A 19,194-nucleotide genomic window follows, 5' to 3' on the forward strand; every position below is an offset into this window, starting at 1 on the left:
CACGATTACGTTAAAATGAAGCAATTATTTTATTAGTTACATCTCTTATTTATATAAGAGCTAACAATAAAAAGAGAATTGGGGGAATTTAGAATGGGTCTTAAGAAAAAGTTAGGCATGGGAGTAGCATCAGCAGCATTAGGGTTATCTTTAATCGGTGGAGGAACGTTTGCATTCTTTAGCGATAAAGAAGTATCCAACAATACGTTTGCAGCGGGTACATTAGATCTTGAGCTTAATCCAAAAACAATCGTTGATATCGACAACTTAAAACCAGGCGATTCTGTGAAAAAAGAATTTTTATTAAAAAATAATGGTTCATTAGCAATCAAAGATGTAAAGCTAGCAACTAAATATTCAGTAACTGATAGCAAAGGCGACAATAATGGTGAAGATTTTGGTAAGCACATTAAAGTAAAGTTTATCTGGAACTGGGATAAACAAAGCGAGCCAGTTTATGAAACAACATTAGCTGACCTGCAAAAAGCAGATCCAGATGTAGTTGCAAAAGATGTATTTGCTCCTGAATGGGCTGAAGAAGGCGGCTTAAAAGCTGGTTCAGAGGATTATCTATGGGTGCAATTCGTTTTCGAAGATAATGGACAAGACCAAAATATCTTCCAAGGCGACAAATTGAATTTAGAATGGACGTTCAATGCTTCACAAACTGAAGGTGAAGAGAAATAAATAATGTAATAAAAGCGGAAGGCTTCCTTCCGCTTTTTATTATATATAAATACATTTTGGTTTTCTAACATATAGGTCACGGCTATGCATAACAAAACATGACCTACTCTCGCTTTGTTTTCACATTTCCTGTGACAGAAAGTGTCCCTGACCGCTCCAAGCATGGCCAGACGCTCTCAAGCATCTAAAAAAAGTGTTTTTTCAAGTTGTATTTATATATAAAGAAAAAGAGCACCTTCACAGAAAGCACTCTTCCAGCATCATTTTTTGTCTCCACGTATTAAACTCTACTTTATTAATATTTTCTAAAATAATCATTTTATCCATATATATAATCATATAGAAAATACGTAATTTTTCAAAAGTATTACAAATTTAGAGAATATATTGCAAATTCATGCAATTTTCTTTATTATCTAAATATTAGTACATATTTTGGTTTGGGGAGGAATAGGGATGAAGAAAAAGCCTTTTAAAGTGCTGTCTACGCTTGCGGCGACAGCTGTGCTTAGTTGCACATTTGGATTTGGTAGTCAATCTGTTTATGCAGCAACGCCGTCTAATGTAGGAGCTTTAACGCCAATCGACGATCATTTAATTCCAGAGGATCGTTTAGCAGATGCGCTCAAGAAACGCGGTGTAATTAGTGAGTCTGCATCGAAAGAAGACACATTAAAAGCTGTTGAAAAATACGTAGAGAAGAAAAAAGGCGAAAATGCGGGGAAAGAACCAGCAGCGGGGGATAGTGTCTCGAGAGAAGCTTCTGACTTTTTGAAAAAAGTGAAAGATGCAAAAGCAGATGCGAAAGAAAAAGCAGGTCAACCAACTGGAGGACCTGCAGCTGGACAAGCTCCGGTTAAAGGTGGACTAAACGGAAAAGTACCAACTTCTTCAGCGAAGCAAAAACAATATAATGGTGATGTTCGCAAAGATAAAGTTCTTGTATTACTAGTTGAATATGCTGACTTTAAGCATAACAATATTGATCAAGAACCGGGTTATATGTATTCAAACGATTTTAATCAAGAACATTATCAAAAAATGCTGTTTGGTGATGAGCAGTTTACACTCTTTGATGGTTCGAAAATTCCAACATTTAAACAATATTATGAAGAGCAATCAGGTGGCAGTTATACAGTTGATGGAAAAGTAACAAAGTGGTTAACAGTTCCAGGTAAAGCAGCGGATTATGGTGCAGATGCTGGCGATGGCGGTCATGATAATAAAGGACCAAAAGGACCTCGTGATCTTGTAAAAGATGCATTAAAAGCAGCTGTAGATAGCGGTATGGATTTATCTGAATTTGACCAATTTGATCAATATGACATAAATGAAGATGGAAATAGAAATGAGCCAGATGGTATTATTGATCATTTAATGATTCTTCATGCTGGAGTTGGGCAAGAAGCAGGCGGTGGTAAATTAGGTGATGACGCAATTTGGTCACATCGCTGGAATCTTGGGAAAGTACATCCAATTGATGGAACAAAAGCAAAGGTGAATAACTGGGGCGGTAAAATGGCTGCATACGACTATACAGTTGAGCCAGAAGACGGAGCAGTCGGCGTATTCGCACATGAATATGGTCATGATCTAGGTCTTCCAGATGAGTATGATACGAAGTATTCTGGTGCAGGTGAGCCAATTCAATCTTGGTCTATTATGAGTGGCGGTAGCTGGGCAGGTAACATTGCAGGAACAACACCGACAAGTTTCTCACCGCAAAATAAAGAGTTCTTCCAAAAAACAATTGGTGGGAATTGGGCAAATATTGTTGAAGTCGATTATGATAAGTTAAATAAAGGTATTGGTTATGCAACATTCTTAGATCAAAGTGTAACGAAATCAGCTCGTCCTGGTATGATCCGTGTTAACTTACCAGATAAAGATGTAAAAGGGATTCAGCCTGCATTTGGTAAGAAATATTACTATAGTACAAAAGGCGATGATCTTCATACGACATTAGAAACGCCAGTATTTGATTTAACAAAAGCAACAAATGCGAAGTTTGATTACAAATCATTGTATGAAATTGAAACTGGCTATGACTTCCTTGAAGTACATGCGGTGGCAGAAGATGGTAAGAAAACGTTAGTGGATCGAATTGGTGAAAAGAATGTGAAAAATGGTATGGACACAACAGATGGTAAATGGGTAGATAAGTCATATGACTTAAGCCAATTTAAAGGTCAAAAAGTAAAATTAGTATTCGAATACATTACAGATGGTGGTTTAGCACCAAATGGATTTACTCTTGATAATGCTGCATTAACTGTCGATGGAAATGTTGTGTTCTCTGATGATGCAGAAGGCGAAACAAAATTAAAATTAAACGGTTTCGTTGTAGCAGACGGTTTTGATAAGAAGAAAAATAACTACTATTTAGAGTGGAGAAACTACGCTGGTGCAGATGAAGCATTAAAACATGGTCGTGGTCCAGTGTACAATACAGGTCTTGTTGTATGGTATGCAGACTCTAGCTTTACAGATAACTGGGTTGGTGTTCACCCAGGCGAAGGTTTCTTAGGAGTTGTTGATTCTCATCCAGAGGCAATTGTGGGAACATTAAATGGTAAACCAACTGTTGCAAGTAGCACACGATATCAAATTGCAGATGCTGCGTTCTCCTTTAATCAAACGCCAGCATGGGAAGTTGTATCTCCATCACGCGGAACATTTGATTACAAAGGATTACCAGGTGTAACGAAGTTTGATGATTCTAAAACGTATATGAACAATTTAATCCCAGATGCAGGGCGTAAAGTACCGAAACTTGGATTGAAATTTGAAGTAGTTGGACAAGCAGATGATAATTCTGCAGGTGCAGTTCGTTTATATCGTTAATAATGGAGAAGCTGTTGAAAGGAATTCCTTTCAACAGCCAGGGTGTGGAGAATACATTCTCCACACCCTGTTTTTGTGTCTGAATATCTTTTTATAATATAAAGAAAAAGAGCACCTTCATAGAAAGCGCTCTGTCTGCGTCATTTTTTTTGTTGTTTCCACTTATTAAACTCTAAAAATTCACGAAATTGCTCTTTTGAAATACCGGAATGCATGGCTTCTTTAACAAGTTTTATCCACTCAGAGTCCATTGCATGTTCCTCAGTTGGTTCATCATGAAGGAGTACATCAACAGGAACGTGCAGAACGCTAGAAATCTTTTCGAGAAATTGAATCGAAGGATTTTTTTGTAAGTTTCGTTCAATGGAACTAATATATGACTTTGCAACGCCTGCTTTTTCGGCAAGTTCTGTTAAGGAGATGCCTCTTTGTAGACGCAGTCGTTTGATACGTTCTCCAATCATATTAGCGCACCTTTCATACTGTATGTATTCGACTTAAGATGTATTATATTATAACACACTTTTGTTTAGAAAGAACAATGTTGGTTAGCTCTGTGATTATTGACTTTCATGTTTCAAAAATTCAGATACTTCCGTACTAGTTATATTCATATCTAAAGCTTCCAACAATAAATCGACCCATTCTGAATCAAGTAATTCTTTCTTCTCCATTTGCACAAATGACGCCCCCTAGTAATTGCGGTTATAAAAAATAAAAAACTAAAAAATGCACTAATAATAGTAAAAAAACATAAAGCTTATATATATTAAAAAAATTTATAAAGCAGGACAAGTATTTTGTAATTACCTACAAAAATTTTAATATTTTTAGCAAATTTTATCAATATTTTCTTAAGATATTCTCTATAAATTAATAAGTTTTAATATTAAATCATACGGAGTATAGGATTTTTTCAAAAATATTACAAATTAAGACATTATATTGCAAATTGATAGAATTTTCTTTATTATCAAAATATTAGTATGTATTTTGATTTGGGGAGGAATAGGGATGAAGAAAAAGCCTTTTAAAGTGCTGTCTACGCTTGCGGCGACAGCTGTGCTTAGTTGCACATTTGGGTTTGGCAGTCAATCTATTTATGCGGCAACGCCGGCTAATGCAGGAACTTTAAGCCCAATTGACGAAAATTTAATTCAAGAGGATCGTCTAGCAGAGGCGCTCAAGAAGCGCGGTGTAATTAGTGAGTCTGCATCGAAAGAAGACACATTAAAAGCTGTTGAAAAATACGTAGAGAAGAAAAAAGGCGAAAATGCTGGGAAAGAGCCAGCAGCAGGGGATAGTGTCTCGAGAGAAGCTTCTGACTTTTTGAAAAAAGTGAAAGATGCAAAAGCAGATATGAAAGAAAAAGCAGATCAGCCAGCTAGTGGCCCAGTAGCTGGGCAAGAGCAAGTTAAAGGTGGATTAAACGGAAAAGTACCAACTTCTTCAGCGAAGCAAAAACAATATAATGGTGATGTTCGCAAAGATAAAGTACTTGTATTGCTAGTAGAGTATGCTGATTTTAAACATAACAATATTGATCAAGTTCCAGGTTATATGTATGCAAACGATTTTACTCCAGAACATTATCAAAAAATGTTATTTGGTGATGAGCCGTTTACGCTCTTTGATGGTTCGAAAATTCCAACATTTAAACAATATTATGAAGAGCAATCAGGCGGTAGTTACTCAGTCGATGGAAAAGTAACAAAGTGGTTAACAGTTCCAGGTAAAGCAGCGGATTATGGTGCAGATGCTGGTGATGGCGGTCATGATAATAAGGGGCCAAAAGGACCTCGTGATCTTGTAAAAGAGTCATTAGATGCAGCTGTAGCAAGCGGTATGGACTTATCTGAATTTGACCAATACGATCAATATGACTTTGATGGAGACGGAAATAAAAATGAACCAGATGGTCTTATTGATCACTTAATGGTCATTCACGCTGGTGTTGGTCAAGATGGAGGCGGTGGTAGATTAGGTGATGACGCAATTTGGTCACATCGCTGGAACCTTGGAAACCCATATCCAATTGAAGGAACAAAAGCAAAAGTTGATAACTGGGGCGGTAAAATGGCAGCGTACGATTACACAATTGAGCCAGAGGACGGAGCAGTTGGGGTATTCGCGCATGAATTTGGTCATGATTTAGGTCTTCCAGATGAGTATGATACGAAGTATTCTGGATCAGGTGAGCCGATTAACTCTTGGTCTGTTATGAGCGGCAGCTGGGCAGGTAAAATTGCAGGTACAACGCCAGCAAGTTTCTCTCCGCAAAACAAAGAGTTCTTTCAAAAGAACATTGGCGGAAATTGGGCGAACATTGTAGAGGTTGATTATGATAAATTAAATCGCGGTATCGGTTTTGCGACATACTTAGATCAAAGTGTAACGAAATCAGCTCGTCCTGGTCTAATTCGCGTTAATTTACCAGACAAAGATGTAAAAGGTATTCAGCCTGCATTTGGTAAGAAATATTACTATAGTACAAAAGGCGACGATCTTCATACGACATTAGAAACGCCAGTGTTTGATTTAACAAAAGCAACAAATACGAAGTTTGATTACAAATCATTGTATGAAATTGAAACTGATTATGATTTCCTTGAAGTACATGCAGTGACAGAAGATGGTAAGAAAACGTTAGTGGATCGAATTGGTGAAAAGAATGTGAAAAGTGGTCTAGACACAACAGATGGTAAATGGGTAGATAAGTCATATGACTTAAGCCAATTTAAAGGTCAAAAAGTAAAATTAGTGTTCGAATATATTACAGACGGTGGGTTAGCACCGAACGGCTTTACTCTTGATAATGCGACATTAACTGTCGATGGAAATGTTGTGTTCTCTGATGATGCAGAAGGTGACACACTATTAAAATTAAACGGTTTCGTTGTAGCAAACGGTTTTGATAAGAAGAAAAATAACTACTATTTAGAGTGGAGAAACTATGCTGGTGCTGACCAAGCGTTAAAATATAGCAACGGTGTACAGTATAATACGGGGCTTCTTGTATGGTATGCAGACTCTAGCTTTACAGATAACTGGGTTGGTCTTCATCCAGGCGAAGGTTTCTTAGGAGTTGTTGACTCTCACCCAGAGGCAATTGTTGGAACGTTAAATGGTAAGCCATCTGTTAAAAATAGTACACGATACCAAATTGCAGATGCTGCGTTCTCCTTTAACCAAGCGCCAGCATGGAAAGTTGTATCTCCATCACGCGGAACATTTGATTACAAAGGATTACCAGGTGTAACGAAGTTTGATGATTCTAAATTGTATATGAACGAATTAATCCCAGATGCAGGACGCAAATTACCGAAACTTGGATTGAAATTTGAAGTAGTTGGACAAGCAGATGATAATTCTGCAGGTGCAGTTCGTTTATATCGTTAATAATGGAAAAGCTGTTGAAGGGGATTCCTTTCAACAGCTTTTTTTATAGAAACATAGTAACTACTCAGTCACTCTATGAAAAAAAGCAGAAAAGCACTTGGAACATAAAAAATAATATTTTACATATCAGTTTATTTTTCTATAAGAAGAAACAAGAAATGTATTATAATATATGATGAAGTAAAGGGGGGAGTTTTATGACGATTGCTTCTATTATAAAACGACAAAAATCCTACTTTTATAGCGGGAAAACAAGAGGAATAGAGGAAAGAAAGAAACAGCTACGCGCGTTATATGAAGGTATTCAGCGCTATGAATCTGAAATTTTTGAAGCGCTAAAGCTGGATTTAAATAAATCAGAGCATGAATCGTATACAACAGAGATTGGCTATACATTAAAAGAAATTTCTTTTATGCTAAAGAATCTTTCTAAATGGAGTAAACCAAAGCGTGTGAAAACGGCAATGACTCATATTGGATCAAAAGGGAAAATTATTCCGGAGCCGTATGGCGTAACGTTAATAATTGCCCCGTGGAATTATCCGTTTCAACTGGCGGTCGCCCCGTTAGTTGGCGCGATTGCGGCTGGAAATACAGTTGTTTTGAAACCTTCTGAGTTAACACCAAATGTTTCTAGCGTTCTTGCAAAAATGTTAACGGAGTTATTTCCACCAGAGTTTGTTGCAGTGTTGGAAGGAGACGCCAATGTGAGCACAGCTTTACTGAAGGAGCCGTTTGATTATATTTTCTTTACTGGTAGTGTGGGAGTTGGGAAAATTGTTATGGAGGCAGCTGCAAAACAATTAACGCCTCTTACCCTTGAGCTTGGCGGCAAAAGTCCATGCATTGTACATAAAGATGCGAAGCTTGATGTTACAGCGCGGCGAATTGTATGGGGAAAATTTTTAAATGCAGGGCAAACATGCGTGGCACCTGATTATGTATACGTTCATTCTTCTATTAAAGATCAATTTATAGAGGAAATGAGAAAAGCTGTGCATGAACAATATGGAGAACAGCCATTGCAAAATGAAAAATATGTTCGGATCGTGAGCAAACGACATTTTGAAAGATTACGGTCATTTTTAGAAGATGGTCAGGCTGTAGTAGGCGGGAATTATGATCAAGATAAACTATTAATTGAACCTACACTTCTTACAGATGTGACATGGAATGATGCTGTTATGGAAGATGAGATTTTCGGTCCAATTTTACCAATATTAGAGTATGACAAGATAGAAGATGTGATAGCAACTGTTCAGGGCCATCCGAAACCGCTTGCATTATATGTTTTCTCTGAATCGCGAGATTTGCAAAAGCAAGTAACACAATCCATTTCCTATGGAGGCGGTTGTATTAATGATGTTGTATATCATCTAGCAACGCCGTATTTACCATTTGGTGGTGTTGGTCAAAGTGGACTGGGGAGTTATCACGGAGAACAGAGTTTTCAAATATTTTCACATTATAAAAGCATTTTATCTCAATCGACAGCATTTGATATGAAAATCCGCTATTCTTCTACAAAAAGTGCTTTAAAATTCATTCGAAAATTGTTAAAATGATGATGGTGTTTATCAATTGGTGCGTCCGTAGGATAAAATCCCCTTCAACACGAAGGGGTTTTTCTATTCAAGGTGTGTACCGTGTAAAATTAAACTGAACATATTACATAAAGTGAAGCTTCTATTAGTGGCGGACGTTCATTCACCACTCATCACGTTCGCATTATGTGATGAAACATCGTTTTTGTTTAGAATAAAACAAAGGTAGTATATATAGAATACTTGGTTATTTATGATTATCAAAAATATGAGGTAGATAGGAAGAGAAGATGAAAAATATTATTAAGGTCGAAGCAGTAGAAAAACATTTTGGGGATCAAGTTATTATTCCGGCTCTTTCTTTAGACATTAAAGAAGGCGAGTTTCTAACGATTCTTGGTCCGAGTGGTTGTGGGAAAACGACGTTACTTCGTATGATTGCTGGTTTTGAAAAACCGACAAAAGGTGTCATTTCGCTTGATGAAGAAACGATTAACGATTTACCGCCTTATAAACGTCATATGAACTTAGTATTTCAGCATTATGCACTATTTCCGCATATGAATGTTGAGAAGAATATTCGCTTTGGATTAAAGATGCAAAAGGTTTCTGAAGCGGAGCAAATAGAACGTGCTGAGGAAGCGATGCGTTTAACTCAGTTAACAGAATTCCGTAATCGGAAACCATCAAAACTTTCTGGTGGACAACAGCAGCGTGTAGCGATTGCACGTGCAATTGTGAATAATCCTCGTGTGTTGTTATTGGATGAGCCGCTAGGAGCACTAGATTTTAAGCTTCGAAAAGATTTGCAGCGTGAGTTGAAAAACTTACAACGAAATCTTGGGATTACGTTCATTTATGTGACGCATGACCAAGAAGAAGCGATGAGCATGAGTGATCGTATTGTGGTTATGAACAAAGGTCATATTGAACAAATTGGAACGCCAAAAGAAATTTATCACAAGCCAGCAACGTTGTTCGTTGCAACGTTTATTGGAGAAAATAATATTGTCCAAACAGGGGAAACATACGTAGCAGTACGCCCGGAAAATGTGAAAATACGTTCCGTGGAAGAGTCATCTAATGAGGGTTATCACTTTGGTCATATTGAGGATATTGAATTTGTCGGAAATATGGAAAAGCTTTATATTCGCGATGAGAAAACAGGCGAGTTGTTTATGGCGTATCAAAGTGCAGACGAAGCGATGCAGTGGAACATTGGTGACAATGTGTCTATAGGTTGGGAGAAAGAAGATGAGGTGACCTTAAATTGAAAAAAGGGAAATTACTTGCATTACCGACAATTGTCTGGTTGCTTATCTTCTTCTTAGCGCCTCTATTGTTTGTATTAGCTTTTTCATTTTTCCAGCGCGGGACGTATGGAACAGTTGAGATGAAATTTACATTAGAGAATATTGGACGTGTATTTGATCCGCTCTATATGGAGACGTTATGGGAAACAGTAAAAGTTGCCGTTATTACAACAGTACTTTGTTTGTTAATTGGATATCCTTTCGCCTATACGGTGACGATTGTTGATCGTAAATGGCGTTCACTTTTACTGCTTCTTGCTACAATCCCATTTTGGATTAACTTTTTAGTCCGCTCATATGCTTGGATTGTTATTTTACGTTCACAAGGGCTTGTCAATACTTTATTGCTGAAGTTAGGTGTTATTAGTGAGCCTTTAAATTTACTGTACAATACACCATCTGTTATTTTAGGGATGGTATATTCACTCTTACCATTTATGATTTTGCCTGTATATGCAGCGATTGAACAACTTGATAAGAGAAAATTAGAGGCGGCATATGATTTAGGTGCAACGCCGCTTAAAGCATTTTGGCATGTAACAGTTCCAATGACGATGTCAGGAATTGCGACAGGATCGATTTTAGTATTTGTGTCGTCTATTGGTATGTTCGTTGTATCAGACGTTATGGGTGGTTCGAAAGTTGCATTAATCGGAAATGTGATTCAAAATCAGTTTTTAGGTGCACGTGATTGGCCGTTTGGGTCAGCGTTATCTATGATTGTTGTGTTATTCTCTGTTCTGTTAATTTACTTATATTATCGGGCTACGAAAGTATATAACTATGGAAACGGAGGGGAATAAACGAAGATGAAAAAGTTTTTAGTCACTTATTCTTGGCTAATTTTATTGTTTCTTTATTTACCGATGATGGTACTTATGCTGTTTTCGTTTAATGACTCACGTATTAATGCGGAGTGGAAAGGCTTTACACTTCATTGGTATACAGATTTATTTCAAAAACAGGATGTAATTGATGCGCTTATCAACAGTTTAACGATTGCAGTTGTCACGACAATTGTCTCTACACTGTTAGGTGTGTTAATCGCAATTGCTTTACATCGTTATAAATATCGTTTTGAAGGTGCAATTAACGGACTTGTTTATTTACCAATTCTCATTCCAGATATTTTAATGGGATTATCGCTTTTAATTTTGTTTAGTCAACTCGGTATTGAACTTGGGCAAATGACAATTATTATTGCTCACATTACATTTAGTATTTCATTTGTTGTTGTCGTATTATCAGCAAGACTTTCCGGTATGGGGCGCGATTTAGAAGAAGCAGCAAATGATTTAGGGGCAACGCCGTGGCAAACATTTCGCTATGTAACGCTTCCGGGGTTAGCACCAGGTATTATTTCAGCGGCATTATTGACATTTACATTATCGATTGATGACTTTGTTATTAGTTTCTTCGTATCAGGTCCAGGATCAACAACATTGCCACTGTATATTTACAGTATGGTAAAACGTGGTATATCGCCTGAAATTAATGCATTGTCGACAATTTTGATTGTTGTAATTGTCGGATTAATGCTCGCTTCTGAGATGTTCCGTAGCAAAGGTGCAGATGGAGAGGAAAATACAGGCGGCCATCTTCCGTTATAATAAAGTGAAACTTCCATCAGTGGAGGGGCATTCCCCCACTGATGGAAAGCCCACCCAATCGAGATAAATCAACGAGTAAAAGATGAATGATGAAGTTCAAACTAGGAGGGAATGCAAATGAAATGGTTGAAAGTAGCTGCAAGTACAGCACTTACTTTCGGAGTTGCTGCAGGGGTGTTAGCAGGATGCGGCGAAAAGAAGGAAGAATTAAATATTTACAGCTGGGCTGATAACTTTGATGAGCAAGTTATTAAAGACTTCGAAAAGAAGTATGATGTGAAAGTGAATTATGATAAGTATGCAAGTAATGAAGAGATGCTTGCGAAATTACAAGCAGGCGGAGCAAAGTATGATTTAGTTCAACCGTCTGACTATATGGTAAAAACAATGACAAAAATGGATCTGTTAGAGCCATTAAACAAAAAGAACATTTCGAATGTAGAGAATCTTGTTTCAAACTTTAAAACACCTCCGTTTGATCCGGAAAATAAGTATTCGATTGTGTATACATGGGGTGTAACGGGCATTGCTTATAATAAAAAATATGTAAAAGAAGCGCCAACAAGCTGGAATGATTTATGGAATGATAAATATAAAGGTCACGTATCATTATTAAATGATTCTCGTGAAGTACTTGGCATGGGGCTGAAAAAACATGGTTTTTCAAATAGCTCAACAAATGATGCAGAGTTAAAAACAGCTTTTACAGATATTCAAAAATTATTACCAAATTTATTAGCGTTTGAAACAGATAATATTAAACAACAATTTATTACTGAAGAGGCATGGATCGGTACGGTATGGTCCGGAGATGCGGCATATATTGCAAAAGAGAATAAGGATGTTGAATACGTCGTTCCAAAAGAAGGCAGTACAATTTGGGCAGATACGTTAGCAATTCCAAAAGGTGCAAAACATAAAGAGCTTGCAGAGAAATTTATTAACTACTTAATGGATCCAAAAGTCAGCGTGAAAAACTATGAATCCATTGGATATAGTAATCCAAATGAAAAGGCTCGTACTCTTCACAGTAAAGAGTATCAAAACAATCATATGATTTTCCTAACAAAAGAAGAGCTAGATCGTACAGAATGGCTTGTTGATGTGAACGGAAAATTAAAAGAGTATGATCGTTACTGGACAGAGCTGAAGACAGGAAAAGAAAAGTAATAAAAAAAGTGCGATTTCTTAGCGGAAATCGCGCTTTTTTATAGCAGGAGGTTCCGAATGTCGAAAAAGAAATTACATATGTATGAGATTGTATGCATCGCACTTTTGCTTTGTGCATTTAGCATCACTTTGTGGAGAGTACATTCTGGCGGTGTAACGACAGTCGATATGTATGTGAAAGGAATGGTAACAGGACTGCAAACAGAATCGTCACTTACGTTTTTTCGTTATATGACAAAACTCGGTTCTGGAATTGGGATTGTAAGTGTATTATCGGTAAGTCTGTTCTGTTTTTGGAAGAAACGTTATTACGTAGCAATGGTCATATATCCTCTCTCCATTCTTAGTACACATCTTATTAATAAAGGAATTAAAGCGATTGTGAAAAGAGATCGTCCAACTATTAACGAGGCGTTAGATGCGCTTGGATATAGCTTTCCAAGCGGACATGCGATGTTATCGATTGTTACGTATGGATTTCTTGCTTATATGATCGCAGTAAATGTAAAAAGTGCAGGTGCAAAATACTTTATAACGATTGTAGCCAGTGTATGTATTGTTTTAATTGGACTAAGCCGGATCATTTTATCCGTACACTATCCAACTGATGTGTTAGCAGGTTATTGTATGAGCGGTGTCTTACTTATTATCGCTATTTATTTACACCGTTTTTATTCAGCGCGTTAAGAAAAGCTATCCTTTTTTGATGAAAGGGTAGCTTTTTTCATGAACGAAAGAGTGGATATGATACACTAAGAGAAAGAATATGAGAAGAGGAGTAGGTGAGCTCTGTGAAAACAACTGTACATAAAGTAGATATGTGGGGGAAGATCGGCGCTTTGTTATATCGGTTTCGATATACAACGATTGCGCTATTAATATTGCTAGCTGCGCTACTTGGCATATTTGCACCGAAGCTTCCTAGTGTATTAGGTGGAGATGGGTTTCAAACACAGGGAGATTATCAAAAGGCGAAAAAGATATTAGACAAAGATTTTAAACAGTCGCAAGATGCATTGTTACTCGTCTTTCAAAAGGAGAAAGGCGTATCTCAGCAAAAGTTTATTGAGAGAATTGATAAGGTCGTAAAAAAAATTAAAAGCGAAGAAACTTATGAGTCTTTTCATGAGCCGATCGAAAATAAAACAATGATGAAGGAAGATATTGCTTATGCTTCCATTTTATTTTCCGGGAAAACAAGTAAAGAGCGGCAGGAAAAAACATTAGCATTTGCAAAGGATATTCAAAAAGAAAGTAACGGAGAGATCAAAATATCTCCAACTGGATATCCGATTATTAATGATGAAATTAATACGAGAACACAAAATGATTTAAAAGTAGCCGAAATGATTGGGTTGCCAATTGCGTTTTTGGTGCTATTACTTTCTTTTGGTAGCTTGTTTGCATCGATTTTGCCTATTTTAAATGGAGCGCTAAGTGTTATTAGTACGATGGGGATTTTATATTTTATCGGAGAACAAAAGGAACTTTCTATTTTTGTACTGAACGTCGCGCCGATGATTGGGCTTGCTTTATCTATTGATTTTGCTCTTTTATTTGTGAATCGTTTCCGAGAAGAGCTTGCACATCGCTCTGTTAAAGAAGCGATTATGGTTACCTATCAAACGGCAGGACGCGCCATTATTTTTTCAGGTTTATGTGTATTTGTCGGTTTGTCCGGTTTGTTCTTTTTCAAAATTGATTATATTCAAGCTGTCGCAATTAGCGGGATGATTGTCGTAATCATGAGTATTTTATTTTCACTGACGATGCTTCCAGCGTTGTTAGCTTTAATGGGAAAACGTATATTAGGAAAGAACCAAAATGTTAAGCGCACAGCACCGATGTGGCGTAAATTTGCACAGTTCGTAATGAAATATCCAATTGTGATGACGATTGCTGTATTTACATTCATTATCGTTTGTTTATTGCCGCTTCGCGGTGCGGATTTACAGTTTCCTGGTGTAGAAGCATTACCTGAGAAAAGCGAGGCACGTATTGCCTTTGAACGTTATGAAGATGCATTTAATAAAACGGTGAAAACTCATGCAGATGTGACGCTTGTCCTTGAGACAAAAGGAAATGTAACAGAAAAAGAGAATTTACAAACGTTGCAAAAAGTTGTGCAGAAGCTAAAGAATGATAAAGATGTATATGAAGTGAAAAATTTATATGAACAACTTGGAAATATGTCGGCAGAACAATTGACAGCAACGCTGCAATCGCCAAACCGTGCCCAAATAGAGCCGGCATTAGAGGCGTATGTGAAAGGGAATAAAACAACGATTGGAATTGTTTTAGATGCATTGCCAAGAACAGAGAAAGCGAAGCAATGGGTAAGAGATTTTAAAGAAAACTATAAAACAGAAGGTGTAACCTATTATTTAGGCGGAATGACAACTTTCCAGCAAGAATTAGAAGATGAAATTAAAGACAAAGTTGTTGTGGGGATGTCTGTTATTTTTGCGTCAACATTTTTGATATTATTACTAGCTTTTCGTTCGCTGTTGATTCCAATTAAGGCAATCGTGATGAATGTACTTAGTTTAAGTGCAACAATAGGCATTGTCATTTGGCTTTTTGAAGGAGGCCATTTTGGATTAGAACAAAGCTCTGTATTATTTGTATTACCGATTTTTATCTTTGGATTAGTATTCGGATTAAGTATGGACTACGAAGTATTTCTTATTTCGCGTATTCATGAATTATACGAAGAGACGAGAGATAACGATTATGCAACGTTAGAAGGATTAGTGTCAACAAGCCGGATTATTACGTCAGCTGCGTTAATTATGATTGTTGTTACGGGTGCATTTGCTTTTACTGATATTTTGCCAGTGAAACAGATGGGGCTTGGCGTTGCGCTAGCCATATTCCTTGATGCAACCATTATTCGATTAATCCTTGTACCAAGTTTAATGAAAATGTTTGGCGAGTGGAACTGGTGGCTTCCATTTCGCAAAAAGAAACAGAAAAATATGCATTAATAAGTGGCTCTCATCGAGTAGGTGAGAGCTACTTATATGAATAGCTTGCCCCCCTTTTAGCGAATAGTATGAGATAAGGAGATTACATATAAGAGTGGGGGGAAGGCAATGTTTCGTTATTTTAAATTTAAATTGAATGATACTGTACAATTTGCAGAAAATGATGGGCATATGTATCGCATTGTCGGCTATCGGTTAGAAAAAGGTTTTTATTCAAAAGAGCCACATATTATTTATGAATTACTGCGCGAGTTCGATGGATATACACTCGATGCAGAAGAAGTTGAGCTTATGAAAGTGATTCAAGTAGAAGAAGAGTATTATAAAATTCGTGATATGGGAGAATACCGTTATCCTGTTAAACTAAAAACACCGCTGAAAAAAAATAATCATAAAACGATTGACCAATTATTAGATGCTTACAATGACTACAAGCGGTTAGCTGAATTTTTTCAAGATTTATCATATGAAAGAAAAGCGGATGAAATGTTGCAGGAAATAAAAAAGCTTCGTGCGTAATAGGAGAGGCAGTTCAATTGCGGACTGTCTTTCATTATGCATAAGAAGCAATTTTCCGTTACAATAAGAAGATGACTAGAAATAAGGTGATAATATGAAAGTAAAGAAAATGGGAGAATGGTGTGAAATTACAGTTCCTTCTGAATGGACAAGGCGAACGATAGACTCTATTTTGAAAGAAGAGTGGCAAGTTCCGAAAAAATTATTACACAAATATCGTATGGAAAAAAGTATTCTTGTGAATGGAGAAGGAAAACGGTGGAGTGAACAACTGCAAGAAGAAGATAAATTGCAAGTTCATATGTTTATACAAGAAGAGTATGATGTAGAACCAGAGTTTTATGATATAGATGTTATATATGAAGATGATCATGTCTTAATCATGAATAAACCAATTCAAGTAGACACACATCCTGCAAATAAAGGCGGGACAGGCACATTAGCAAACTATGTAGCATTTCACCTGCAAATGCAAGGAATTGAAACGAAGGTGCGCCACATTCACCGATTAGATAAGGACACAACAGGTGGAGTCGTCTTTGCAAAGCATGCTTTAGCCGGTGTAATTATGGACCGATTATTAACAGAGCGTAAAATTAAGAGGACATATATGGCACTTGTTGAAGGGAAAGTACAAAAGAAGCGAGGCACAATAGACGCTCCAATTGGACGAGATCGTCACCATGCATCAAGGCGCCGTGTTTCTCCAAAAGGTGACCATGCTGTAACACATTATGAGGTCATGCAATACTCGAAAGAAAATAACATAACACTTGTTAAAGTTCAATTAGAAACGGGAAGAACCCATCAAATACGCGTTCATATGAGCTATCTCGGTCATCCGCTCATTGGCGATGTCTTATATGGCGGTAAGACAAAGTTGCTTTCGCGTCAAGCATTACATGCCGCTCATATTACAATGATGCATCCCATTACAAAACAGCAAATTGAAGCAGATATCCCTCTTCCTCATGATTTTTCTCGGGTTTTACATTCTTATATGAATAAATAGAAGCTGACTTTAAAAGGCACTAATGTGCCTTTTAAAGTCAGCTTTTTTCGTTATCGACCGTTCTTTGCGATATATCGGCGCTTTTCACAATATATCGGCGATTCGACATGATTTAAAGACTCCTCAACGACATTCGACATAAAAGTAGTCGATTTACTGAGCTGGATCATCCCAAAATGGAATAGAAAAAAGCCCTGACCGCTACTATGCACAGCCAGATGCTCTTGTCCATCTAAAAAAGGGTTTTTCATGTCCGCTTTTCAATTAAAATAATCAATGGGGGAGCCCCCCATTGATTAAAGTCTTACTTCGAAATAAATTCTTGTGTCCAGTAGTTTCCGCTTTCTACGTAACCAACACCGATATGTGTGTATCCATTATTTAAAATATTTGCACGGTGACCGGCACTATTCATCCAAGCTTGTACAACTTCTTCAGGACTACGTTGTCCTTGTGCGATATTTTCACCAGCAGATCTATATGAAATACCAAATTGTTTCATCATATCAAACGGAGAACCGTATGTTGGGCTAGTGTGATCGAAGTAATGATTTTTTTGCATGTCTTCTGATTTAACACGTGCTACTTTGCTTAACTGGGCATCTACTTTTAATGCTGGTAAACCTTGTTTTGCACGTTCAGCATTTGTTAAATCAACAACCTTTTGTTCAAATGCGCTTAATGAACCTTTTGACTCTTCAGCAGGCTTATCAGCTGGTTTCGTTGTTTGGTTGTTGTCAGCCGGTTTGTTAGCTGGTTTCTCAGCAGGTTTAGCTGCTTGATTGTTGTCAGCCGGTTTGTTAGCAGGCTTATTAACAGGTTTCGTTGCTTGGTTGTTATCAGCTGGCTTTTCTTCTGGTTTAGCTGCTTGGTTGTTGTCAGCTGGTTTTTCTTCTGGCTGCGCTGTTTGATTATTGTTAACTGGGTTGACAATTATAAAATTGCCCCAAGGAGTTGTAATTGTTGTGTAAGTTGGTTGTCCAGAAAGTCCACAGTTACTTTGTTGGAAAGCACCCGCATTCCATGTTGGATTTGAATTTAAAAGAGATGTTATGAAAGATTGAAAGTCTTCTTGATTCATATATTGCATAAATGATGGATATTGCTGAATATTTTGAACCTTCATTGTTGATGGTTGCATTGTTTCTGCTTTCGCACCAGCTGTTCCTAGTCCAAATGTAAGAGCAGTTGCGGCTGCTACAGATAGTAAAGTACGTTTTTTCATTGTTAAATTGTCCCCCTACGTATGTATAAAGTTATGAAACTGTTATTACATAGAATTTATTTTTGTCGGCCTGTCTGACTGACAAAATCATCGTAGCACAGAATGTAATGAAAAAAAGTTGGAAAAAAATTCATAGGTTATAAGATTTCCTTTTTTATCCTAGATTTTAGAGGGAGAACAAACGCCAAAATACTAGATGATATAAGGAATAGACCGTGCTTTTTTCTGAGGAGAAATAAAAGGGTAATTGGATATAATTTCCGGAGAAGAGAAAGCAAAAGAGGATAACGCCAGCATTTATAGAGAATAAATGAGGAATATTATGGTTTGTTTTTTACATAATTGTAATCTATTTGTCGTTCTTTTTTATTATACAGTAACATATTCTTAATGTTGTAGACTATAAAAAAGACGGGCGTACCTTTAATAGAGAAAGGTACGCCCGTTTTTCATAGTAAGAGGGAGCTGATCCCATGCCCATTAACTTAAGAATTCTGATGATAATTCACTGTTATTTGCTAGTATAAAATCCCCCAATAATCCCCAAAAAAAAATATTTTTCGAAAAATTTATAAATAAAAAATCGACAAAAATTTCTAAAAAAGGGCTCTATGCTAGGCTTTTTGAAAATCTTAATATATGAATTGTAATAATGGAAATATCCATAATTATTCTTGGTACTGTTTTATTAGGAAAAATTTTACTTAATTTTCTGAATAAATTTTATCCATAAATAGAATTTTTTTATTAGTCAGAAAATTCTATTCTTATGATAATATTGGTGATGCAGCTCTGTTGCACATATTTGAATTACACACTTATCTATATAAGGGGGGAATGTGAAATGGAAAAGGAACATATTCATGAAGAAATGTTAGAGCTTG

The 19,194-nt window shown here is 36.8% G+C and carries 15 protein-coding genes; 12 read left to right on the forward strand and 3 right to left on the reverse strand.

The window, feature by feature from the left end; genetic code table 11:
* Positions 1-93: 93 nt before the first annotated feature.
* Both calY and BM211_RS02830 read left to right on the forward strand, forming a co-directional pair.
* Positions 94-687 carry a biofilm matrix protein CalY gene (gene calY, locus BM211_RS02825; protein ID WP_035435558.1) on the forward strand — a complete coding sequence of 198 codons (594 nt, stop codon included), beginning with the start codon at positions 94-96 and terminating at the stop codon, positions 685-687.
* 456 nt (positions 688-1,143) lie between these two features.
* Entirely contained in the window at positions 1,144-3,531 is a 2,388-nt protein-coding gene (locus BM211_RS02830) for an immune inhibitor A domain-containing protein (RefSeq protein ID WP_090995041.1), read from the forward strand.
* A 140-nt stretch (positions 3,532-3,671) separates the two neighbouring features.
* On the opposite strand, the gene BM211_RS02835 is transcribed toward BM211_RS02830, so the two are convergent.
* Together BM211_RS02835 and sinI are read right to left on the reverse strand one after the other, a co-directional pair.
* Positions 3,672-3,995 (reverse strand): helix-turn-helix domain-containing protein, encoded by a 324-nt coding sequence (locus BM211_RS02835; RefSeq protein ID WP_035435554.1) that lies wholly within the window; start codon positions 3,993-3,995, stop codon positions 3,672-3,674.
* 96 nt (positions 3,996-4,091) lie between these two features.
* Positions 4,092-4,205, reverse strand: coding sequence for a DNA-binding anti-repressor SinI (gene sinI, locus BM211_RS02840; protein ID WP_141771584.1), 114 nt, complete (start codon positions 4,203-4,205; stop codon positions 4,092-4,094).
* A 340-nt stretch (positions 4,206-4,545) separates the two neighbouring features.
* Between sinI and BM211_RS02845 the strand changes: the two genes are divergently transcribed.
* The 10 genes from BM211_RS02845 (at position 4,546) to BM211_RS02890 (ending at position 17,085) form a co-directional block, all read left to right on the forward strand.
* On the forward strand, positions 4,546-6,930 hold the full coding sequence (locus tag BM211_RS02845) for an immune inhibitor A domain-containing protein (protein ID WP_090995045.1): 2,385 nt from the start codon (positions 4,546-4,548) through the stop codon (positions 6,928-6,930).
* A 197-nt stretch (positions 6,931-7,127) separates the two neighbouring features.
* Complete coding sequence (locus tag BM211_RS02850; RefSeq protein WP_035435549.1) at positions 7,128-8,495, forward strand: aldehyde dehydrogenase; 1,368 nt, start codon at positions 7,128-7,130, stop codon at positions 8,493-8,495.
* A gap of 269 nt (positions 8,496-8,764) precedes the next feature.
* Positions 8,765-9,748: an ABC transporter ATP-binding protein gene (locus BM211_RS02855; RefSeq protein WP_035435547.1), complete on the forward strand. Its 984-nt coding sequence runs from the start codon at positions 8,765-8,767 to the stop codon at positions 9,746-9,748.
* Complete coding sequence (locus BM211_RS02860) at positions 9,745-10,590, forward strand: ABC transporter permease (RefSeq protein ID WP_035435546.1); 846 nt, start codon at positions 9,745-9,747, stop codon at positions 10,588-10,590. Before BM211_RS02855 ends, BM211_RS02860 begins: the two co-directional genes overlap by 4 nt.
* Positions 10,591-10,596: 6 nt before the next feature.
* Positions 10,597-11,397 carry an ABC transporter permease gene (locus BM211_RS02865; protein WP_035435544.1) on the forward strand — a complete coding sequence of 267 codons (801 nt, stop codon included), beginning with the start codon at positions 10,597-10,599 and terminating at the stop codon, positions 11,395-11,397.
* A gap of 117 nt (positions 11,398-11,514) precedes the next feature.
* Positions 11,515-12,567 carry a polyamine ABC transporter substrate-binding protein gene (locus BM211_RS02870; protein ID WP_035435542.1) on the forward strand — a complete coding sequence of 351 codons (1,053 nt, stop codon included), beginning with the start codon at positions 11,515-11,517 and terminating at the stop codon, positions 12,565-12,567.
* A 57-nt stretch (positions 12,568-12,624) separates the two neighbouring features.
* Complete coding sequence (locus BM211_RS02875; RefSeq protein WP_035435535.1) at positions 12,625-13,254, forward strand: phosphatase PAP2 family protein; 630 nt, start codon at positions 12,625-12,627, stop codon at positions 13,252-13,254.
* 104 nt (positions 13,255-13,358) lie between these two features.
* Positions 13,359-15,554 carry an MMPL family transporter gene (locus BM211_RS02880; RefSeq protein WP_035435650.1) on the forward strand — a complete coding sequence of 732 codons (2,196 nt, stop codon included), beginning with the start codon at positions 13,359-13,361 and terminating at the stop codon, positions 15,552-15,554.
* Between the two features lie 108 nt (positions 15,555-15,662).
* Complete coding sequence (locus BM211_RS02885) at positions 15,663-16,073, forward strand: hypothetical protein (protein WP_035435533.1); 411 nt, start codon at positions 15,663-15,665, stop codon at positions 16,071-16,073.
* A 94-nt stretch (positions 16,074-16,167) separates the two neighbouring features.
* Entirely contained in the window at positions 16,168-17,085 is a 918-nt protein-coding gene (locus tag BM211_RS02890) for an RluA family pseudouridine synthase (protein ID WP_035435530.1), read from the forward strand.
* 304 nt (positions 17,086-17,389) lie between these two features.
* On the opposite strand, the gene BM211_RS02900 is transcribed toward BM211_RS02890, so the two are convergent.
* The gene (locus BM211_RS02900; protein WP_035435525.1) at positions 17,390-18,310 is read right to left on the reverse strand and encodes a CAP domain-containing protein; all 921 of its coding nucleotides are present in this window, start codon (positions 18,308-18,310) and stop codon (positions 17,390-17,392) included.
* Positions 18,311-19,194: the final 884 nt, after the last annotated feature.

The sequence above is a fragment of the Bacillus sp. 491mf genome, assembly GCF_900112415.1.
GTDB lineage: Bacteria > Bacillota > Bacilli > Bacillales > Bacillaceae_G > Bacillus_A.

Excerpts from the sequence above, each read along its gene's own strand:
- calY (WP_035435558.1), top strand. The coding sequence starts at position 94 with ATGGGTCTTAAGAAAAAGTTAGGCATGGGAGTAGCATCAGCAGCATTA.
- BM211_RS02830 (WP_090995041.1), top strand. The coding sequence starts at position 1,144 with ATGAAGAAAAAGCCTTTTAAAGTGCTGTCTACGCTTGCGGCGACAGCT.
- BM211_RS02835 (WP_035435554.1), bottom strand. The coding sequence starts at position 3,995 with ATGATTGGAGAACGTATCAAACGACTGCGTCTACAAAGAGGCATCTCC.
- sinI (WP_141771584.1), bottom strand. The coding sequence starts at position 4,205 with ATGGAGAAGAAAGAATTACTTGATTCAGAATGGGTCGATTTATTGTTG.
- BM211_RS02845 (WP_090995045.1), top strand. The coding sequence starts at position 4,546 with ATGAAGAAAAAGCCTTTTAAAGTGCTGTCTACGCTTGCGGCGACAGCT.
- BM211_RS02850 (WP_035435549.1), top strand. The coding sequence starts at position 7,128 with ATGACGATTGCTTCTATTATAAAACGACAAAAATCCTACTTTTATAGC.
- BM211_RS02855 (WP_035435547.1), top strand. The coding sequence starts at position 8,765 with ATGAAAAATATTATTAAGGTCGAAGCAGTAGAAAAACATTTTGGGGAT.
- BM211_RS02865 (WP_035435544.1), top strand. The coding sequence starts at position 10,597 with ATGAAAAAGTTTTTAGTCACTTATTCTTGGCTAATTTTATTGTTTCTT.
- BM211_RS02870 (WP_035435542.1), top strand. The coding sequence starts at position 11,515 with ATGAAATGGTTGAAAGTAGCTGCAAGTACAGCACTTACTTTCGGAGTT.
- BM211_RS02875 (WP_035435535.1), top strand. The coding sequence starts at position 12,625 with ATGTCGAAAAAGAAATTACATATGTATGAGATTGTATGCATCGCACTT.
- BM211_RS02885 (WP_035435533.1), top strand. The coding sequence starts at position 15,663 with ATGTTTCGTTATTTTAAATTTAAATTGAATGATACTGTACAATTTGCA.
- BM211_RS02890 (WP_035435530.1), top strand. The coding sequence starts at position 16,168 with ATGAAAGTAAAGAAAATGGGAGAATGGTGTGAAATTACAGTTCCTTCT.
- BM211_RS02900 (WP_035435525.1), bottom strand. The coding sequence starts at position 18,310 with ATGAAAAAACGTACTTTACTATCTGTAGCAGCCGCAACTGCTCTTACA.